This window comes from Romboutsia sp. 1001713B170207_170306_H8 (assembly GCF_015550495.1).
In the GTDB taxonomy this organism is placed as follows: domain Bacteria; phylum Bacillota; class Clostridia; order Peptostreptococcales; family Peptostreptococcaceae; genus Romboutsia_E.
On sequence record NZ_JADNAX010000008.1, the window covers coordinates 72,681 to 92,354 of the forward strand.

Below are 19,674 nucleotides of genomic sequence, written 5' to 3' on the forward strand. Positions count from 1 at the left end.
ATGAGGAGAAGTTATGAATAAACAAGAAATAATAAGATTTATATATGATATTATAAAATGTAATGGCAAAAACCTAGATTGCATAGGCAAAGATTGCCATCTATGTATTTCTGAAAAAATAGCATACTATATTAAATATAAATAATTATTTTAAGAGGAGGAGATTATGAAAAAAGTATTTTTAGGCGGAACTTGTAATGGAAGTACTTGGAGAGAAGAATTAATAGAGTTATTAGAGATAGATTATTTTAATCCAGTTGTAGATGATTGGACAGAGGAGTGCATGAAAGAAGAAATAAGACAAAGAGAGACATGTGATTATTGTTTATATGTATTAACTCCTAGAATGGGAGGAGTATACACCATAGCAGAAGTAGTTGATGATATTAATAAAAGACCCGAAAGAACAGTATTTTGTGTCTTAAAAGAAGATGTAAACCCAGCATTTGGAACATCAACACATATATATTTTAACAAAGCACAATTAAAGTCTTTGGAACAACTAGGTAAGATGGTGAGAAAAAATGGAGGAAAGTATTTTAGAACATTAGAAGATGTTGCAGAATACTTAAATGCATAGAAAATAGGAGTTTTTAGTGATGAAAAAAAGACCTTTAGATTATAGAAATGATATAAAAAAATGTAAAGAAAAATTATATGCACACATGGAAAATGATGATTATGTTAGTCCTCAAATGCTAGATGAAGCTTTAGCGGTAATTAATGCTCAAAATGGCTATATTAAGTGGTTAGAAAAAGAGCATGGGGATTGGCTGAATAATATTTAATTAGATTAGGTGGTGGAGATTATTTAGATAAGACTATATATTTCCTAGTAGTAATAAAATATAATTAAAAAAGGGGGGTGATATTTCACCCAAATATTACATAAGAGGTGAGATAAATGTTTAAAGGATATATACCAACTAATGGTAAAAGACCAACAGAAGAATATAAAAACCGTACAGAGTTTTATAATTTATCAGATGTAGAAAAGCTTAATAGTTATGGAGCAGTATTGAGTGATGAAATAATACAAATAGACATTGACGATGAAGAACAGTCTGAAATAGTTTTTGATATAATTCAAGAACAGAATATACAGTGTAATATATTAAAGACATCTAGAGGGAAACATTTTTATTTTCTAAATACAAATATGGACAGAAGAAAACAAGGTTATGTTACAGCTATCGGTGTAAAAGTAGATACTGGATTAGGTACTCAAAATGCAGTTATACCATTAAAAGTAGATGGTAAACTTCGTAAATGGATTAAAGAAGTAGATACTCTTGATTATTTACCATGTTGGCTAATTCCACTTGATAAGAAAAACATTGACTTTTCAAAAATGGAAGAAGGAGATGGAAGAAATCAAACTCTATTTAATTACATATTAAGACTTCAGTCAGCTGGATTATCTAAAAAAGAAATAAAAGAATCTATAAAGATAATAAATAACTACGTGCTAAGAGAACCTTTAGCTGAAAATGAAATAAACACAATTCTAAGAGATGAAGCATTTTTAAAGGAATCTTTCTATATAAAAAATAAATTACAATATGAAAAGCTAGCTAGGTACTTAATAGATAATGAAAATATAGTTAAAATAAACGATCAACTTCACATCTATAAAGACGGTTATTATTCAAATAACTTATTGGATATAGAAAAGACAATGCTTAAATACATTCAAAACTCAACGAAAACACCTAGAGGAGAGGTTATAAGATATTTAGAATTATTATGCTCCAATAAAAAAATAACTAATCCTAAATACATAGTATTTAATAATGGCGTATATGATTTAGAAACTAAAGAACTATTAGAGTATTCACCTAAATACATTATAAAAAATAAAATTCCTCATAATTATAATCCAGATGCTTATCATGAGTTATTGGACAAGACATTAAGTAAGATATGTTGCAATGATAAGAAATTACGTTATGTAATAGAGGAAATGATAGGTTATACATTATTAAGACGCAATGAACTAGGCAAGAGTTTTATATTAACTGGAGATGGATCCAATGGTAAGTCAACTTTACTTGATTTAATAAATGAATTACTTGGGGAAGATAATATATCTTCAGTATCATTAAAAGAATTATCCGATAGATTTAAAACATTCCAACTTGATGGAAAACTAGCCAATATAGGCGATGATATATCAAATGAATATATTCAGGATAATAGTACATTTAAAAAATTAGTTACTGGTGAAAAAGTTAATGTAGAACGTAAAGGCCGTGATCCATATGATTTTAAAAACTACAGTAAATTAATATTCAGTGCTAACGAATTACCTCGTATAAACGATTTGAGCGGTGGTTTAAAGCGTAGGCTAGTATTTATACCATTTAATGCTAAATTTAGTAAGAGAGACGAGGATTACGATCCATTCATTAAAGATAAAATAACAACTCCCGCTGCTCTTGAATACTTACTTAAAATAGCAATAGATGGACTATACAGAATAATTAATAATAACTCAATCACATCATCTGAGGTATGTGATAAAGTTTGGGAAGAATACGAGGCCATAAACAATCCAGTAGTATCATTTATAGAGGAGCACAAAATAGAAAATGAATCAGTTAACGATGTATTTAGACAATACCAAGTATGGTGTGTAGAATCAGGACTAAAGCCATTATCTAAAATTGTCTTTGGTAAAGAAGTAAGGAAACAGGGCTTCAACAGTAATAAGTCAGTAAAAATAGAAGGTAAAGCAACTAAAATATATACGTTAAGTTAAGCAATATCAACAAAAAAACTAAAAGGTAACCGAAGGTAACTAGAATTTAAAATTTCGGTTACCTATTCAACACTAGTAATATCAAGGGTTAGAGGTATATAGGTAACTAAAAAACTAAAAAATAATTTCTTAGGTTTTAAAGTAAAAGAAAAATTAAATATATATATATATAAAGAAATTATATATTATAGTTACCGTTTTTAGTTACCGTTTCAAATATAAAAGTATTGAAATTAAGCCATTTATAGAGGTAACCAAAATATTTTAAAAGTAGTTACCTTTTAGTTACCAAAAGGGGTGAATTTATGAGTGATTATGAAAAAGTAGAAAAATTGTTAGAAGAATATCGTAATATTAACATTGATATTAAAGGTATCGAATTAGATATAAAAGAAGAAGGGTTAAAAGGAATATCATATAATGACATGCCAGGTGCGCCTTTACCTAGTAATAAATCAGTAGTAGAAATATCACAATTAAATATCGAAAAGTTAAAGAGTGATAAGATAGCTTTAGAAATAAAAAAAGAAAAAATAGATAATATGTTAAATGCTTTAAATAGTATTGAACTTAAAATAATAAAGTATCGATATGTAGATAAACTTATATTTAAAGAAATAGGATATAAAGTAAATATGAACGCAGATTACTTAGTTACTAAGAATAAAAGTATTATAGAAAAGCTAGTACCTTATGCAAAAAGATTTAAGTTAATATAAGAAATATATAATATAAATCTTAGAAACATATTAGATTGACCTTAGATTTTATATGATAATATATTAATATAGCAATAGTATATAAAACCGATATGTTAATTCGTATCGGTTATTTTTATGTAAAGATATAAAGGAGGTGTGATGAGTGTCGGGTAATCAATTGCAAGTACTAACACAAGAACAATCAGATATGATAGTTATGCTTATCAATGGTGAAAGTATAAGTGATATAGCCAGTAGACTAGGTCGTAGTAGACAGACTATATATGATTGGTTAAAAAAGGATTATATAAAGGCTGAGTTGGACAGGCGCAGACAAGAGCTCACACGCCAAGGAAATGCGGTTATATTAAGAGATTTATCAACCTATATTAATAATATTAAAGCTTTGGCCAATGATAATAGTGACAAACGTGTTGCACTTGCAGCTAACCAGTATCTAATAAATAGGGTGTACGGTACACCTACAGCTATTGTAGATATTAATAATAGTGAAGCAGATAACACAGCTACTGAAGTTAGTAAGATAGAAATAGCATTAAGTAAAATGAAAAGTAATCATTGGAAGAAGTGATATATAATATGTAAATATAGAATATACTTTAGTTTTACATACTGAATATGTTTAAAAAGTGTAAATTTAAAGTATGAAAATTAATTATTTTACAAAATGTAAATAAAGTTATAGATTTTAATTTTATAATGTGATATTATATTACTATAATCAAATAAAAAGAAATTGTAAGAAAAATAGAAGGGGGTACATTCTAAATCGAAAAATTTTATTTTTACGGTTGACCAGTAACAAATTTTTCATATAATTTTTAAAAAGTCAGGGAGGATAGTAATATGATATTAGGATATGTTAGGGTAAGTACAGTTGAACAAAATGAGGCAAGACAATTAGTAACAATGGAAAAATACAATGTAGAAAAAGTATTTACTGAAAAAGTCTCAGCTAAAGATACAAATAGACCAGAGCTACAAGAGTTACTTGAGTATGTGAGAGAAGGAGATACAGTAGTAATACATGATTTCTCAAGACTTGCAAGATCTACAAAAGATTTACTAGATATAGTAGAGTTATTTGAATATAAAAATGTAACTTTGATAAGTGCTAAGGAAAATATTGATACTTCTACGCCTACTGGAAAGTTAATGCTTACAATGATAGGGGCAATAAATGAGTTCGAAAGAACTAACTTATTGGAAAGACAAAGAGAAGGTATAGCTATAGCTAAAGCTGAAGGTAAGTATAAAGGTAGAAAAGAAGTTAAAGTTGATAATTTTGAGGAATATTACAGTAAATATAAAAATAGAGAGTTAAATAAATCCCAGTTAGCTAAAGAGTTAGGTGTTTCAAGACCGACTCTAGATAAACTTATAAAAGAACATGAAGAAAATAACGCCAAGTAAAAGGTGTTATTTTTTTATTTATTTATTTATTTATTTATTTATTAAATAAGGAGGTACTTATGGAAGAACAAGTTAATATTCAGTTACTCTTTGAGTACCTCACAAAAACATTTATAAAAAATGGTGCTCAAATAAAGGAAGCTGAAGAACAAGCACAAGATATGATTTTAGAAAACTCTAATAATTTATTTGGGTATCATGGTTTAGCTTGGGAATTAGGTAAAATTAATTTAGAATTTTTTTGTATGTATTTTATGCAAGACACTTATCTACCTAAAGAAAATAATGCTGCAGCTCCTATTGCTGATGTTCATAGGGAACTTTGGAGTGATATTCAAGAAAGTATTATAGGAGATGGATATAGTCAACTTGGAAGAATATATCCAAGGGGAACTGGTAAGAGTGCCTTTGGAAACTTTGGTCCTACTGTATGGGCTCATTGTTACTGTCATAAAAAATATACACTAATATGTTCAGATATAGGATCTACAGCTGAGAAGTTTATAAAAGATATAAAGAATATATTATTAGAAAATAAATATATGGAAATGGCATTTGGTACATTGTTAGATGATAGAAATAAAAAATATATCTGTAATAGTACTCAATTAGAATTGACTAATAAAACTTTTATAGAAGCAATTTCATCTGCTTCACCTATGAGAGGTCGTAAATATGATAACTGCAGACCTGATTTAATTATATTAGACGATTATCAAAGTGAAGATGACACAAGGACTGAAGATGCAAGAGAAAAGAAGTGGAAAAGATATTCTGATGATGTTAAGTATGCAGCACAAAAAACAGTAATTAGAAATGGTGAGATAGTTAAAAAAGGAACTACGTTTATTGCTCTTGGTACTCTACAACATAAAGAATGTTTTTATAGTCGGTTAATGAAATTACCAACTTGGAAGTTTAAACATGAAAAAGGTGTTTTAGTAGATGATGTAGATGAATTATTTACGACTGGTAAATGGGGAGAATTTAAATCTATATTGTTTAATTTTAAAAATAATGAAAGATTAGAAGATGCAAAAGAATTTTACTGGGAACACCAATACGAAATGAAATTTCCTATACTTTGGGAAGAATTTTGGGAATGTTTAGATATGGCCCTTAGTTATTATGAGAATCCAACATCTTTTAAACAAGAAGTACAGGGAGACGTTAATAGTATAGGAGAAAAATGGTTTAAAAGAATTAATACAGAACCACGAAAAACAATAGAAACTCATGATTTTATTAAAACAATGATTGTGGTAGACCCGGCATCAAGTGGAGGTAAGAAAAATGACTATAGTGCGTTTTTAGTTGGTTCAGAGGCAAGTAATAAATGTAAATATGCTAGAAAAGCCGAATTAGTAAAAATAAATGCTCGTAGTGAGTTTGATAAATATATAGATTATATAATTAAGTTACTATTAGAATATACTGATGCAACCCACGTTAGTATAGAAAAAAATACTTTTAATGGGGCAGATGCAAACCAACTTGAAAAAGCAATACATAATCATCCATCATTAAAGTATAGAAATATCACTATAATAAATGAAATGCAAAGAAAAAATAAGGATGATAAAATTTCAACAATAGTACCATATGTGAATAATGGTACTTTTATTTTTGCCGAGGAAGACTCTGAATTTTTAAATCAACTTATGGAATTTGCAGGTCAAAAATTTACATTACATGATGATGCTGCAGACGTATCTGCTGAATTTTGGTTAAAAGTTGATGAAATTAAAGTTATTAAAAAAGTTAAATTTTTAAATAGAAAATTGTTCGGATTATAGGAGGTGTGAATCTTGAATATTAATAAAATTATTAAAAAACTTTTCAAAAAAGAAATTGGATTAAACCTTGATAATCCAGAACATTTGAAATTAGTCAAAAAAGCCTATGGGTCGTATTGGATATTTAAAAATATATATGAAAAAATGTATAGATATTATAAAGGAGACACTGATGCAATAAGAAAATACTTATTTGTAACGGAAAGATCCAATCTTAAAATAAATCTAAATTACATCAAAAAATTTATAAAAGAAGAAGTTGCTTATACACTTGGAAATGATATAACATATGAGTCAAGGACTGATAATGAAAATGTAGTTAAAGATATAGAGTATTATACAGCTCATTGGAATGAGTTACATGATAGTGATTTGATGAAATACTTAATTATTTTCACAAAGGTATATGAACTATATTATATCGATGATAATGCAGATTTTTGCAGTAAAATAATAAAACCTACAGAAGGATATGCTTATTATGACGAATCTTCAAAGAAGATTCTTTTTTTTATTCATGCATTTAAAAATGATTTTGATACTACAAATTCTTATATAGATGTTTATACTGCTGATAAAATATATCACTTTGATGGTAAATTTAATGAAATATCACCTCCGACTCAAAATATTTTCGGTGAGGTTCCAGTTTCTATAGGTGAATTAACTGAAGAAGGGTTTGATGATAGTTTATATAAGGATTTAAAAGGACTTCAAGATGCATTTGAAACAAATTTATCAGATATAGGTAATGAAATAAGCGATTTTAGAAATGCATATTTATTATTTAAAAATTCTCAAATAAATGAAGAAGATATACCTGATATGAAAAGACTAGGTATTTTACAATTACCTGGTGAAAAAGCAGATGCAAGTTGGTTAATTAAAAATATTAACGATACATTTATTCAAAATACATTAGATAGGTATGAAGATACAATGTATCAATTAGCTTGTCATATAAATCATAATGAGTCATTACAAAGTAATTTAAGTGGTGTTGCTCTAAGATCTAGATTAATTGTTTTAGAAAATAAATGTAGTTTAGAAATAAAGGCTCATAAAAATATAGTTAAAAATAGACTTAGATTTTTATTTAGATATTTAGATCTTAAAAAGAATAAAAATTATGATTATAAAGATGTAAAAGCTCTTTATACTCCTAATATTCCAACTGATGATTTATCAACTGCTCAAATGTTATCTCAAATACCTGAAGGAGTGATATCAAAAGATACTGGTAGAGGATTATTTAGCTTTGTAAATAATAAAGTTGTTGAAGCTGAAAAAGTAAAAAAAGAACAAGATGAAGAAATTCCAATAGACCTAAATACTCTAGGTGATGAAAATGACTAAGGAAGAGTTGTTTATAGAAGAACTATATAAAGAAGCAGAAGAAGAATTAAAAGAAGTTTATAGAGAGCAAAAAGAGTCCAGAGATGATGTTCTTACACAAATAGCACTTGTTATGCTTACGTATACAGTAATTGATGGAATTATGGATATTAAGAAAAAAGATAAGGATAGTATTTATAAAAAGCTATCAATATTAATTATTACTAAATATAAAAATATTAGTAATAAAGAAGTTGAGGTTTTAAATGATATACTTGAATCTACAGTGAAAAAAACATTTGAGTTTTATAGTTATAATTTTAAATTAAAAGATGTAAAAAAAATAATAGAAGATAATTTCAAAGGTAAGCATTTTAGTGAAAGAGTTTGGGAAAATGAAAATGAAGTTTCAAAAAAATTACATTCTCAAATTAAGAATTTTTTAAATGGAAAAATTAATGTTAATCAAATAAAAAAGGATATAGAAAAGACTTTTAATACTAGTGCTTACAATGCTAAAAGACTTGTAACCACAGAAGTTAGTCGGTGTCAGAATGAATCTTTTAGAAGACTATGTGAAGAAACAAATGTAAAAAGAGTTAAGAGAAATGCTATTTTAGATAGTAAGACATGTGATGACTGTTATCCTTTAAATGGGAAAATATATGAATTAAAAGATATGCCTCAAATATCTCACCCTATGTGTAGATGTTTTTATGAAATTGTAGAATAGGTGGTGTTTGTATTGAAGTTTATAGAAAAGTTGAAACAGTTCTTTGGAACTAAAAATCATAAACATGAAATAGAGTATCAAAAAGGCTTTGGTTACAGGTGCAAATGGTGTGGAAAACCTAAATCACAATGTAAATAAAGTCTTTTATTATGCTAAAAATTAAGGAGGAATGATGATGGCTAAATATAGAAAGAAACCAGTAACAATAGAAGCATTTAGATTTTATGTAGAAAATATGCCTGATTGGTTTATGGATGCAGTAACAAATAATACCGTTGTATTGAAACAATGTGATTATAAAAGATATTCTATAGATGAAGCATATTGTGAAATAGAAACATTAGAGGGTATTCATAGGTGCAATGGTGGAGATTATGTAATAAGAGGTGTAAAGGGAGAATTATATCCTTGTAAGCCAGATATATTTGAAATGACTTATGAAAAAGTAGTTGAGGAATAATGAGATCTTATTAAAATATGGGTTACAATCAGCAACTTAAGTCTTAGGAAACTAAGGCTTTTTATTATACTCAAAACGTCTTGTGGGCTTAAAGTGTGCAAGGGGTAAATAAAAATATTAAATAAATTTTGTATCACAAGTCTTTATAGGTTTGTGGGATAAGGAGGATATATGTTAAAGAAAGAATTGTTAAAATTAATTGAAAATGCTGGTGATGATGAAAATATAGATTCATTGCTAGAAAATAGTGATTTAGCTAAGTCACTACAAGCTAGTGGACTTACCTTAGAGGCCTTTAAAGAAAAAATGAAAAATAACAAAGAGTTTAAAGCTTTTATGGATAGTGAAAATGACAAATATCATGCAAAAGCTTTAAAAACTTGGCAGGATAATAACTTAGAGAAAGCTCTTGAGCCTTTTATTAAGGAAAAATATCCTGAATTAATTACGGATCCAACTCAAAAGGAGTTGTTAGAATTAAAGAAGCAGTTGGCTGATGAAAGAGCTGCTAATGCTAGAAAAGATTTATTAGCTCAAGTGATGAAGTATGCTAAGGATACTAATTTACCAGCTAGTATTATTGAAAAATGTTTAGATGAAGATTTTGATAAGACTAAAGAAATTATAGATTCTATAGCTGATGATTGGTCTAAAGGACTTGAAGCAATAGCTACTGAAAAAATGAAACAGTCTAGTTATGTACCTGGTAATGGGTCAGACGGAAAGCCAATGAGTATAGGCGCTTCTATTGCTGCTCAAAACAATTCAAAATCAAGTACTCCAAGTAATCCTTGGGGTGATAAATAAGGAGGAAAGTTATGTATTTTAAAAAGACAAGTTATGAAAATGATATGGAAATTTTAGTTACAGAAAAGAATTTAGTTACTTTTTCAGGAACAGTTGTAGCAAGTGGTGTTGAGTCTAATGCCGAAGGAAAGAAAATTGTAAAGGCAGGTTCTTTTATAGATGCTGCAGGTACAGTTGTAAAACCAAGCGGAACAAGTTTTGAAGGAGATCCAATAGGAATTCTTTATAAGACTGTGGATGTTACTAATGGAGATGCTCCGGCTTCAATAATAGTTGAAGGGTACTTAAGGGAAGATAGAATTTTTGATGGATTTCAAGATCAAGCTAAAACTGCTGCTAAAGCAAAAGTACCAAATATAAGATTTAGATAATGAGGAGGAAATTATAATATGCCAAGATTAGAAGAAGTTTTTAATACAAATGAGTTAGTTAATTATTTTAAAGAGAGAAAAGTTACTCCAATGTTAGGAGAGTCACTTTTCCCAGAGAGAAAAATTCAAGATATAGAATTTGACATGATATTAGGGACAGGGGGACTTCCTGTTAGTGCAGAGGTTCATGCGTTTGATACAGAAACTCAATTGGCTTCAAGAGAAGCAATTGAAAAAGGTGCTGCTCACTTAGCTCTTATAAAAAGAAAAATAAAAATAGCTGAAAAAGAAATTATAAAGATAAATAATCCTAGAACAGATTCAGAGTTATCTTTTGTTTTATCTCAACTGTATAATGATGCTGAAAAGATGACTGATTCCGTAAAAGTTAGAGTTGAAGCAATGAGAATGGAGCTATTATCTACTGGTAAAGTAGCAATTAATGAAAATAAAGTTAAAGTAACTATGGATTATAAAGTTCCTGCTGGTAATAAAAAGTCATTTACATGGAACACACCGGAAAGCGACACTCCATTAGATGATTTAGCAACATTAGCTGATGCGGTTGAATCTGAAAGTGGTTATAGACCAACAAGGGCTTTAACTTCTAGAAAAGTTGTTAAAACTATTTGTAACTGTGCAAGTGTAAGAAAAGCTATTTATGGGGTTAACTCAGATAAGATTGTTACTTTGGCTGCATTAAATGAACTTTTAGCTCAATTAGATTTACCTCAAATTGTAGTTTATGAAGGAAAGTATAAAAAAGAAACTGCTAAAGGATTTACTACTGCTAGATACTTCCCTGAAAATGTAATATCTATGTTTGGAGATGAAACACTAGGTGAAACTATTTACGGATTAACTGCCGAAGAAGTTAAATTGATAGGTGATGGTAAGATGGAAGAAGCGTCAATGTTAGATGCTAAGATTTTTGTTGGAACTTATACATCTATTGATCCTGTTGGTGAATTTACTAAAGCGGTTGCTACTGCATTGCCAACATTACCACATGGTGAAGAATTAGGAATAGGAACTATAACTTTATAAAAAAATAAGGAGGATATATCCCTCCTTATTTTTTATTGGAGGTGTAAAATTTGACTTTAGAAGAGAAAAATGAGGCTAAAGCAATTTTAGTTATAAGAAATTATTTAAATAAAAATTTGAGTGATGAATATATAAAGAAAAATTATACATTAGCTATAGAACAGTTGATAGAAAATGCAAATAAAATCAATTCATCTAAATTAGTAGGAGTAAAATCCATGAGTGAAGGTAATCAAAGTGTTAGTTTTGATTCAAATATAGAAGCGTGGTCGATAACTGCTGATGTAAAAGCATTGTTACCTACTCCATATGTTCGTATGTACTAGAGGTGATACAATGGCAGTTTTATTTAAAAATGCAGATATAACTTTATATAACAAATACTATGACTTGAATAGTGATACATATAAGTATCAAAGAACAGTTATTAAAGGTGTTAATTGGCAAGGTAAAAGAAATGGAATAGTAAGTGATAAAGGATTACTATTAGCAGATAGTACTCTTATTTTTATTGACAAATTGAATAATTATGTTAGTCCTAAAAGATTTGCTAAGTTATCTGATGAAGATAGAACTAATTATTTTACTTTTACCATAGGAGATAAAATCGTTAAGTGTGAAGTTGACTTTGAAATAACAGGAACTAAACCATATCGACCAGCTGATTTAGAAAATGAGTTTGATGATGTTATAGATATAAAATCTGTAAATTCATTGTCTGACCATTTTGAAGTGGAAGGTGTGTAATGGGCGGTAAAAAAGTTCAATGGAAATTAAAAATGGACGATACACAAAAGATACTTTTAAAAAGACATCTTAATAAAAATGGTGAAGCACAAGTTAAATTTACAAAAGAAGTTGCTAAAGAATGTAATAATTATATCCCATACGACACAGGTAGACTTAAAGATATGATGGTTGAAATACAAACTACTAAGATTATATATAATGCTCCGTATGCCAGACAGCAATTCTATAACAATAAAGGATTGGGAAAACAAGGCTTAAATAAAGGTGGAGTGAGAGGGAAACGTTGGGATAAACGTTGTTGGATAGATAAAGGTGATAGTATAGTTAAATCTATAGCGCAATTCGTAGGAGGTAGAAGCAAATGATAATTAAAGCTTTAAGGGATTATATGAGAACTTGCCCACATTTGGATACCTTTAATAATGCTATAAAAGTTAATGTAAATTATCTAGAGTCTAATGCTGATACTTATTCAATAGAAGAAGTACCTATAGAGCCTATATTAAAGAAGTATGTTAATGGAGATAGTATAAGGCAATATGATTTTATATTTACATCTAGAGAGCCTTATGGAGTTGATGTATTACAGAATATAGATAACTCAGGATTTTATGAAAAATTTGCTAATTGGATTGAAGAACAAAATAACAATGAAATATTTCCATTACTGGATAATGGATTGGAAGTCTTAGAAATTAAGGTTACATCTACTGGATATGCTTTTGCAGTTACTGAAGATACTGCACAATTCCAGATACAACTAAAGTTAAAATATTTTAAGAAAGGAATGAATTAATTTGGCAATAAGAAAACGTAAAGTGCAAGCCAACTATTTAAAGGTTGGAGAAACTTTTGAATTGTTAGGAACAGGATTCACAGAGTTAAATGAAAGTCCAAGTGCTCAAACAACTTCAAAGAGATATGTAAATCAATCTAGTTCTAGTCAAAGTGTAACTGGATATGAATGGAGCACTTCATTTAATGCGGACCAAATAGTAAGTGAAAAGGCTATAGAACATATTAGAAAAATAGGAGAAATGCAACTTATAGGTTCAGATGCCGAAGCAGAATATATTATAGTTGACTTAGATAAAGAGGCTCAAACATCTGGGTATAGAGCTAGAAAAATTAAAGTTGCAATTGCAGTAGATAGCTTTGACGATAATGATGGTGAACTAGGTATAAGTGGTAACTTCTTGGGACAAAGTGACCCGATTGAAGGAACTTTTGATACTTCAACAAAGACTTTTAAAGATGGGTTTACAGCTAAATCAGAATAGGAGTGATTTTAATGAAAATTAACGGAGTAGAATTGCAAGATTTAGATATTTATGATATAGAAGTTGCTGAAAAATATGAGCAAGCAATGAATACACTTACTGGACTTGATGAAAAAGTCAAAAATTTAAACGGTGTTGAGTCTATAAGGGCAATATGTACTTTAATTTTTGACGTATTTAATACTATGTTTGGTGAAGGAACTGATAAGAAGATTTTTGGAAATAAAGTCAATCTTATTACTTGTATAAAAGCTCTTGAAGAATTCCAGATACAAATGAATGATCAAAAGAAAGAAATAGAAAAACTCTTTAATAAATATTCTCCTAATAGAGCTGCTAGAAGAAGTAAAAAATAATGAATATTTTAATTGATTTATTACCTGAAGAAGTTATTATTGATAATGAGAAGTATGAGATTAATAGTGATTTTCGAACTTCTATTTTATTTGAATTATTAATGCAAGATAGTTCTATAGAAGAGAATGATAAAATTTTTATAGCATTAGAACTTTATTACCCTGTTATACCGGCAAATGTTAATGAAGCTATAGAAAATATGTTATGGTTCTATAGATGTGGTAAAGATATTAAATCACATAAGGGAAATTGTAAAGGTAAGAGTGTAACTCAAATTTATTCATTTGAACATGATGATGATTATATTTACGCTGCATTTATGGATCAATATAATGTCGATTTACAAGATATAGACTATCTACATTGGTGGAAATTTAAAGCTATGTTTAAATCTTTAAAAGAAGATAATGAAATAGTTAAAATAATGGGATATAGAAGTATGGATTTATCTAAAATTAAGGATAAAGAGCAAAAAGCTTATTATAAAAAAATGCAGAAAATATATGAAATACCAATTAATCAAGACGAAAGAGAGAAGTTGGATGCAATTGAAAAAGCGTTATTGACTGGTCAAGATATAAGTAAATTGATATAATAAACTTATATTAGTTTACTTAAGGAGGGTATTATGGGCTTAAAGAGTTTTATAAAAGAAGCTATAGAAGAGGAAAAAAATAAAACTCCTGAGCAAAGGCAAAAGGAGAAAGAAGAAAAAGAAAATAAAAAACTAAATGATGTATATAAGAGGTATAGTGATTATTTATTAGATGATGAAAAAATAATATTTAATACTAGTAATCTTAAAGGTACATATTTATTTTTAAATGAAAGAATTCTTTTTCATGATGATAGATTAAGAAAAGGTACTAAGCAAGAGTATCATACTATACCATACAAAAATATAAAAAGATTTACAATAGAAAAAGCAGGAATAGCGGATACGGATACAGACATTAAGTTATTCTTAGGCGGAGGTCAAGAGGAGTCTATAACAATGAAAGTTCCTATTGATTCTACCAAAACAATAAATAAAATAATATTAAGTAAAATACTATAAACCACTAGATATCTAGTGGTTTTTTATTAAGAAGGTGAAAAGATGAAGGATATGAGATGTCCTAATTGTAATCAGCTTTTATTGAAAGTAGATTATATTAAAGGGGAAATAAAATGTCCTCGGTGTAAAAAAATAAATAAATTAGAAGTTAAACGAAAAGACAGAGCTTAGAGCCACACATTATAGTAGTGAGCCAATGCCTGCTTTTTTTATTTTATAAAGAAAGTGGGTGAGTCAATGGCTGATGGACAAATTATTATAGATACTCAAGTAGATTCCAGTGGAGCTGAAAAAGATGTAAAAGGTCTTAGTGGTAAGTTAGGTAGTTTTACTAAAACTGCAGCTAAAACTACAGCTGCAATGGTAACAGTGGCTACAGGAGCAATTGCAGCATTAGCAAAATTATCTGTTGAACAATATGCTGAATATGAACAGTTGACTGGTGGAGTTGAAACATTATTTAAAAAAAGTAGCAATAAAGTAATGGAATATGCAAATAATGCATATAAAACAGCTGGGATGTCTGCAAATGAGTATATGAACACTATTACAGGATTTGCTGCATCTCTATTACAAGGTCTTGGTGGAGATACTAAAAAGGCCGCTGAAATAGGTAATATGGCTGTTACTGATATGTCGGACAATGCTAATAAAATGGGTACAGCAATTGAAAATATACAAAATGCATATCAGGGATTTGCAAAACAGAACTATACTATGCTCGATAACTTGAAACTTGGTTATGGTGGTACAAAAACCGAAATGCAAAGGCTTTTAGCAGATGCTCAAAAAATTAGCGGTGTTAAGTATGACATTAAAAACTTCAATGATGTAATAGAAGCTATCCATGTTATTCAAAAAAACATGGGTATAACTGGTACAACTTCATTGGAAGCGGCTACTACTATTGAAGGTTCTTTAAATATGACCAAAGCAGCATGGACGAATTTACTAACTGGTATGGCAGACGATCAGGCTAATTTTGATACTTTAATTAATAATTTAGTTGATTCAGCGAGCGCATTTGGAGATAATATATTACCTCGTATTGAAATAGCAATAAAAGGAATAGGTCAATTGGTTGAACAATTACTACCTCCAATTGTTGCTAGATTACCTAAATTAATAACTGATATATTACCTTCATTATTAAATGCTGGAGTTCAGATGGTAGGTTCTTTAGGTAATGGTATTATTCAAGCATTGCCTACATTAATTAATTGTGGAGTACAAGCAATTGAAACTATATTAAATGGTATAACTTCTAATTTACCGCAAATAGTTTCAGGCGCTATGGTAATAATACAATCTTTAGTTGATGGATTGGTTCAAGTAGCACCTTTATTATTAGATGCTGGATTACAACTAATAATAGCGCTGGGGCAAGGTATAGCTGACAACTTACCTACTCTTATGCCTAAAATTATAGATTGTGTTATAAAAATATGTGATACGTTTATCGAAAACCTACCTTTACTTATAGATGTAGCAGTACAAATAATATTAGCTTTAGTACAAGGGTTAGTAACTGCCTTACCTACATTAATTGCAGAAGTACCAAGAATAATAAATAGTTTTGCTGATGCAATTTATAATGCATTACCTCAGATACTACTAGCTGGTATAGAAATATTAATGATGCTTATCAAAGGTTTAATAACATCAATACCAACTTTAGTAGCTAATATACCTCAAATAATAATGGCTATAGTAAATGCTGTCACTCTATACAATTGGGCAGGTTTAGGAAAAAATGTAATAAATTGGTTGTCTAAGGGTATTTCATCTATGACGGGTAGTATTGGAAGTACAGCTAAAGGAGTTGCCGAGTGGGTTGGAAAATCTATAACTAATGTATTTAAAGGTGGTCTAAGCTGGGGTAAAAATTTAATTTCTAGTATTGGTCAAGGATTTTCTTCCATGATTAGTTTTTTAGGTAGTTCGGCACGTTCAGTAGCGACTAATGCTTTAACTGCAATTAAAACTAAATTCTCTGAAGGATTTAATATAGGAAAAAATTTAATACAAGGTATTTGGAACGGTATATCAAACATGAAGCAATGGATATTAAATAAGATAGGTGGATTTGCAGGAAGTATAATTAATGGTATTAAAGGCTTCTTTGATATACACAGTCCTAGTAGAGTTATGCGAGACTTAATAGGAGTTAATCTTGTTAGAGGTATCGGAGTAGGTATAGATGTAGAAACTCCTAACCTAGAAAAAGATATAGATGCAAATATGAGTGATTTAGTTGCTAAAATGCAATCTACAGTAAATTATGAGACTAGTAGAACATCTGCTAGAGTTTCCGCTCATAATAATGTTTTAGGTGATGGAGATGAAGGAGATACTAGTAGTTCTAAAGAAAAACCTATAGTTGTAGAAGCTAAATTTATTGTAGATGGAAAAGAATTTACTCAAACAGTTGTAGCACCTAATCAAGATGTTTTGACTGAATATTATGAAGGGAGGTAAGTAAATGTTACAAGAAGGGGAGATATATTTTAATGGTGAAAGAAGTTTATGTTTAAACTTATACTTAGAAAATTATCCTTCTATTCCAATAACAAATGAAGAATATGAAGAGGTCCAGGTTGAAGGTAGAAGTGGAAATTTAATAATTAATAAAGGGACTTATCCTGATAAAAAAATACCTTTTACATTTACAATTTTATCTCCACAAATTGACGTTGATTTTGAAAGAGTTTATGAATGGTTTACAGAAATAGAAGATAATAGACTTGTATTTGGCAGAGAAGATAGGTGTTATAAGGTTAAGAAGGTTATTTTCGGTAATATTCAAAAGGAGTTTAGAACTATAGGTGAATTTGATGTAACTTTTTTATGTGAGCCTTTTTCACAAGATATTGATAAGACTACACATGAAACAACTATTAGTGGATTTAAGATAAATTATAGTGGAAATGCTCCTGGTGATACTTTAATAAAAGTTTATGGAAGTGGAAATATACAATTAACTATAAATGGTGAAACAATGCAAATAAATAATGTCATTGATTATGTAGAAATTGATTCTAATTTGCTACAAGTAAGAAACCAAGATGGAACCTCTAAGGACGATGATACCTTAGGGGATTTTATTTTGTTTACTAAAGGTGAAAATGTAATTTCCTACACAGGAGCAGTAACAAAAATAGTAGTTGAATACACTACAAAATATAAGTTAGGAGGGATTTAAATGAAAAAACAAATAAAAGTAGCTTATTTTCCTTCTGATACTAAAAAAAATAAGGTTTTAGGGAGTAATGGTAAAAGTTTAGATAAATATTGCATTAAATGTGTTCCTGATGAAGATTTGAATACAGGAAATTATATTGTAGATTTAACACTTCTAATTGATGATAATATCCAAGATCTATTACAAGAAGAAGTTATTTTAAAAGTTTTATTAGATTATGGATATGAGATTTTTAGAATATCTAAAGTTACAGTAGGAACTAGATATATAGATGTAGTTGCTAGACAAATTACCATAGCTGATTCCTTAACTCTTTGGTTAGAAGATGTAAGACCAACAAATCTTAATGGTCAAGCAGCAGTAAGTTGGATATTAGATAAAGCAGAAGGTAAGAAGGAAATACAAATTATTTCAGATATAGATACAATAGCTACTGCGTATTATCAACGTATGAGCTTATATAAAGCTTTACATGACAATGATAATTCCTTCTTAAATCGCTGGGGTGGAGAGGTCCAAAGAAGAGGATATACGATTTATATTAATAAGCGTATTGGAACGGATAGAGGATTTAGCATAAGAGAGGGTAAAAACCTTACTGGATTCGAAGGTACTTCCAATATTGATAGCTTGGTCACTAGAGCAAGGGGACAAGGTTATAATGGAATATTAGGTAACTACATAGATAGTCCTTTAATAGGTTCTTATAATCGCATATACACAGATGTTATCAAGTATGATGATGTAAAAGTTAAAGATGAAAATAATGATGAAGGTTATGATACTTTAGAACAGGCTCAAGCTGAGTTGGATAGAAGAATAAATGAAGAATTCTCTAAAAATGATATAGATAAAATTAAAGCCAGTTACACAATTAATTTTGTTCAATTAGAGAAAACAGAGCAGTATAAAAACTATTTAGTAGCTGAAAGATTATTTATAGGTGATGACTCCAGAGTTTATATTCCTAAACTAAATGTAGATATTAAAGTGAGAGGTATATCAAAGAAGTATGATGTTCTAGCTCAAAAGACTAAAGAAATTAAACTAAGTAATTATATAGAAGTCAAACCTTTAAGTCTTAAACAAATAGTTGAAAGATTAGAGTCTATGGATAGTACAGAAACTATTCTACAAATAGCTAAGGATAATGCAACTGCACTTATTAAAGGTGGTATGAAAAATTCTTATGTAATAGTTAAAGAAAATGAAATTTTAATTATGGATACTAAGGATATTAATACTGCAACTAATGTATGGAGATGGAACAGTGGAGGTCTTGGATTTAGTAATACTGGTTACTATGGAACGTATGGAACTGCTATTACTCAAGATGGTGCCATTGTAGCTGATTTCATAACCACAGGAGTTCTTAATGCTAATTTAATCAAAACAGGAGTTATTAGAAATCATAATAATGACTTTGAAATAAATTTAGATGATGGAACTATAAAGATAAAAAATAATAATTTCAAGGTTGTAGTAGATGGAGAAGAACAAGGAATAGTTGGTCAATCTCAATTTATACAAAATAATAAAGAATTTGAATTTAAAATAACAGAAAGCACTAGTCCGAACTTAGT

The 19,674-nt window shown here is 28.9% G+C and carries 26 protein-coding genes; all 26 read left to right on the forward strand.

Features of this window, described 5'->3' with window-relative positions; translation table 11 throughout:
* The first annotated feature begins 13 nt into the window (after positions 1 to 13).
* Positions 14 to 145, forward strand: a complete 132-nt coding sequence (locus I2A66_RS17430) for a hypothetical protein (RefSeq protein WP_279309973.1) — start codon at positions 14 to 16, stop codon at positions 143 to 145.
* 21 nt (positions 146 to 166) lie between these two features.
* A complete protein-coding gene (locus tag I2A66_RS13375) occupies positions 167 to 580 on the forward strand; it encodes a nucleoside 2-deoxyribosyltransferase domain-containing protein (protein ID WP_195251846.1) in 414 nt (137 codons plus the stop codon).
* 19 nt (positions 581 to 599) lie between these two features.
* Entirely contained in the window at positions 600 to 788 is a 189-nt protein-coding gene (locus I2A66_RS13380) for a hypothetical protein (RefSeq protein ID WP_122639855.1), read from the forward strand.
* A gap of 116 nt (positions 789 to 904) precedes the next feature.
* Positions 905 to 2,761, forward strand: coding sequence for a phage/plasmid primase, P4 family (locus I2A66_RS13385; protein ID WP_195251847.1), 1,857 nt, complete (start codon positions 905 to 907; stop codon positions 2,759 to 2,761).
* Positions 2,762 to 3,066: 305 nt separating this feature from the next.
* Complete coding sequence (locus I2A66_RS13390) at positions 3,067 to 3,480, forward strand: hypothetical protein (protein WP_195251848.1); 414 nt, start codon at positions 3,067 to 3,069, stop codon at positions 3,478 to 3,480.
* Between the two features lie 145 nt (positions 3,481 to 3,625).
* Positions 3,626 to 4,054 (forward strand): helix-turn-helix domain-containing protein, encoded by a 429-nt coding sequence (locus I2A66_RS13395; protein WP_330615481.1) that lies wholly within the window; start codon positions 3,626 to 3,628, stop codon positions 4,052 to 4,054.
* Between the two features lie 275 nt (positions 4,055 to 4,329).
* Positions 4,330 to 4,896 (forward strand): recombinase family protein, encoded by a 567-nt coding sequence (locus I2A66_RS13400; protein WP_195251849.1) that lies wholly within the window; start codon positions 4,330 to 4,332, stop codon positions 4,894 to 4,896.
* 59 nt (positions 4,897 to 4,955) lie between these two features.
* Positions 4,956 to 6,692 carry a hypothetical protein gene (locus tag I2A66_RS13405; protein ID WP_195251850.1) on the forward strand — a complete coding sequence of 579 codons (1,737 nt, stop codon included), beginning with the start codon at positions 4,956 to 4,958 and terminating at the stop codon, positions 6,690 to 6,692.
* 12 nt (positions 6,693 to 6,704) lie between these two features.
* Entirely contained in the window at positions 6,705 to 8,048 is a 1,344-nt protein-coding gene (locus I2A66_RS13410) for a phage portal protein (protein ID WP_195251851.1), read from the forward strand.
* Entirely contained in the window at positions 8,035 to 8,760 is a 726-nt protein-coding gene (locus I2A66_RS13415; protein ID WP_243238732.1) for a minor capsid protein, read from the forward strand. The genes I2A66_RS13410 and I2A66_RS13415 overlap by 14 nt, the downstream gene beginning before the upstream one ends.
* 175 nt (positions 8,761 to 8,935) lie before the next feature.
* Complete coding sequence (locus I2A66_RS13420) at positions 8,936 to 9,220, forward strand: hypothetical protein (protein WP_195251852.1); 285 nt, start codon at positions 8,936 to 8,938, stop codon at positions 9,218 to 9,220.
* Positions 9,221 to 9,391: 171 nt separating this feature from the next.
* Positions 9,392 to 10,027, forward strand: coding sequence for a DUF4355 domain-containing protein (locus I2A66_RS13425; RefSeq protein WP_195251853.1), 636 nt, complete (start codon positions 9,392 to 9,394; stop codon positions 10,025 to 10,027).
* Between the two features lie 11 nt (positions 10,028 to 10,038).
* Entirely contained in the window at positions 10,039 to 10,398 is a 360-nt protein-coding gene (locus I2A66_RS13430) for a hypothetical protein (protein WP_195251854.1), read from the forward strand.
* A gap of 18 nt (positions 10,399 to 10,416) precedes the next feature.
* The gene (locus I2A66_RS13435) at positions 10,417 to 11,445 is read left to right on the forward strand and encodes a major capsid protein (protein ID WP_195251855.1); all 1,029 of its coding nucleotides are present in this window, start codon (positions 10,417 to 10,419) and stop codon (positions 11,443 to 11,445) included.
* 50 nt (positions 11,446 to 11,495) lie between these two features.
* The gene (locus I2A66_RS13440; protein WP_195251856.1) at positions 11,496 to 11,771 is read left to right on the forward strand and encodes a hypothetical protein; all 276 of its coding nucleotides are present in this window, start codon (positions 11,496 to 11,498) and stop codon (positions 11,769 to 11,771) included.
* Complete coding sequence (locus I2A66_RS13445; protein ID WP_330615482.1) at positions 11,755 to 12,192, forward strand: DUF6751 family protein; 438 nt, start codon at positions 11,755 to 11,757, stop codon at positions 12,190 to 12,192. Before I2A66_RS13440 ends, I2A66_RS13445 begins: the two co-directional genes overlap by 17 nt.
* Positions 12,192 to 12,560 carry a minor capsid protein gene (locus I2A66_RS13450; protein ID WP_195251858.1) on the forward strand — a complete coding sequence of 123 codons (369 nt, stop codon included), beginning with the start codon at positions 12,192 to 12,194 and terminating at the stop codon, positions 12,558 to 12,560. Before I2A66_RS13445 ends, I2A66_RS13450 begins: the two co-directional genes overlap by 1 nt.
* Positions 12,557 to 12,991, forward strand: a complete 435-nt coding sequence (locus I2A66_RS13455) for a chloramphenicol resistance protein (protein ID WP_195251859.1) — start codon at positions 12,557 to 12,559, stop codon at positions 12,989 to 12,991. Before I2A66_RS13450 ends, I2A66_RS13455 begins: the two co-directional genes overlap by 4 nt.
* Position 12,992: 1 nt before the next feature.
* Positions 12,993 to 13,475 carry a hypothetical protein gene (locus I2A66_RS13460; protein WP_195251860.1) on the forward strand — a complete coding sequence of 161 codons (483 nt, stop codon included), beginning with the start codon at positions 12,993 to 12,995 and terminating at the stop codon, positions 13,473 to 13,475.
* Between the two features lie 11 nt (positions 13,476 to 13,486).
* A complete protein-coding gene (locus tag I2A66_RS13465) occupies positions 13,487 to 13,831 on the forward strand; it encodes a DUF6673 family protein (protein WP_195251861.1) in 345 nt (114 codons plus the stop codon).
* Positions 13,831 to 14,427: a bacteriophage Gp15 family protein gene (locus I2A66_RS13470; protein WP_195251862.1), complete on the forward strand. Its 597-nt coding sequence runs from the start codon at positions 13,831 to 13,833 to the stop codon at positions 14,425 to 14,427. Before I2A66_RS13465 ends, I2A66_RS13470 begins: the two co-directional genes overlap by 1 nt.
* Before the next feature lie 33 nt (positions 14,428 to 14,460).
* Positions 14,461 to 14,889, forward strand: coding sequence for a PH domain-containing protein (locus I2A66_RS13475; RefSeq protein ID WP_195251863.1), 429 nt, complete (start codon positions 14,461 to 14,463; stop codon positions 14,887 to 14,889).
* Between the two features lie 51 nt (positions 14,890 to 14,940).
* Entirely contained in the window at positions 14,941 to 15,060 is a 120-nt protein-coding gene (locus I2A66_RS17895; RefSeq protein ID WP_243238738.1) for a Com family DNA-binding transcriptional regulator, read from the forward strand.
* Positions 15,061 to 15,126: 66 nt separating this feature from the next.
* Positions 15,127 to 17,367, forward strand: a complete 2,241-nt coding sequence (locus I2A66_RS13485) for a phage tail protein (RefSeq protein ID WP_195251865.1) — start codon at positions 15,127 to 15,129, stop codon at positions 17,365 to 17,367.
* 4 nt (positions 17,368 to 17,371) lie between these two features.
* The gene (locus I2A66_RS13490; RefSeq protein WP_195251866.1) at positions 17,372 to 18,091 is read left to right on the forward strand and encodes a phage tail protein; all 720 of its coding nucleotides are present in this window, start codon (positions 17,372 to 17,374) and stop codon (positions 18,089 to 18,091) included.
* Positions 18,092 to 19,674: phage tail spike protein (locus I2A66_RS13495; protein ID WP_195251867.1), on the forward strand; the 1,583-nt coding region annotated here is incomplete at its 3' end.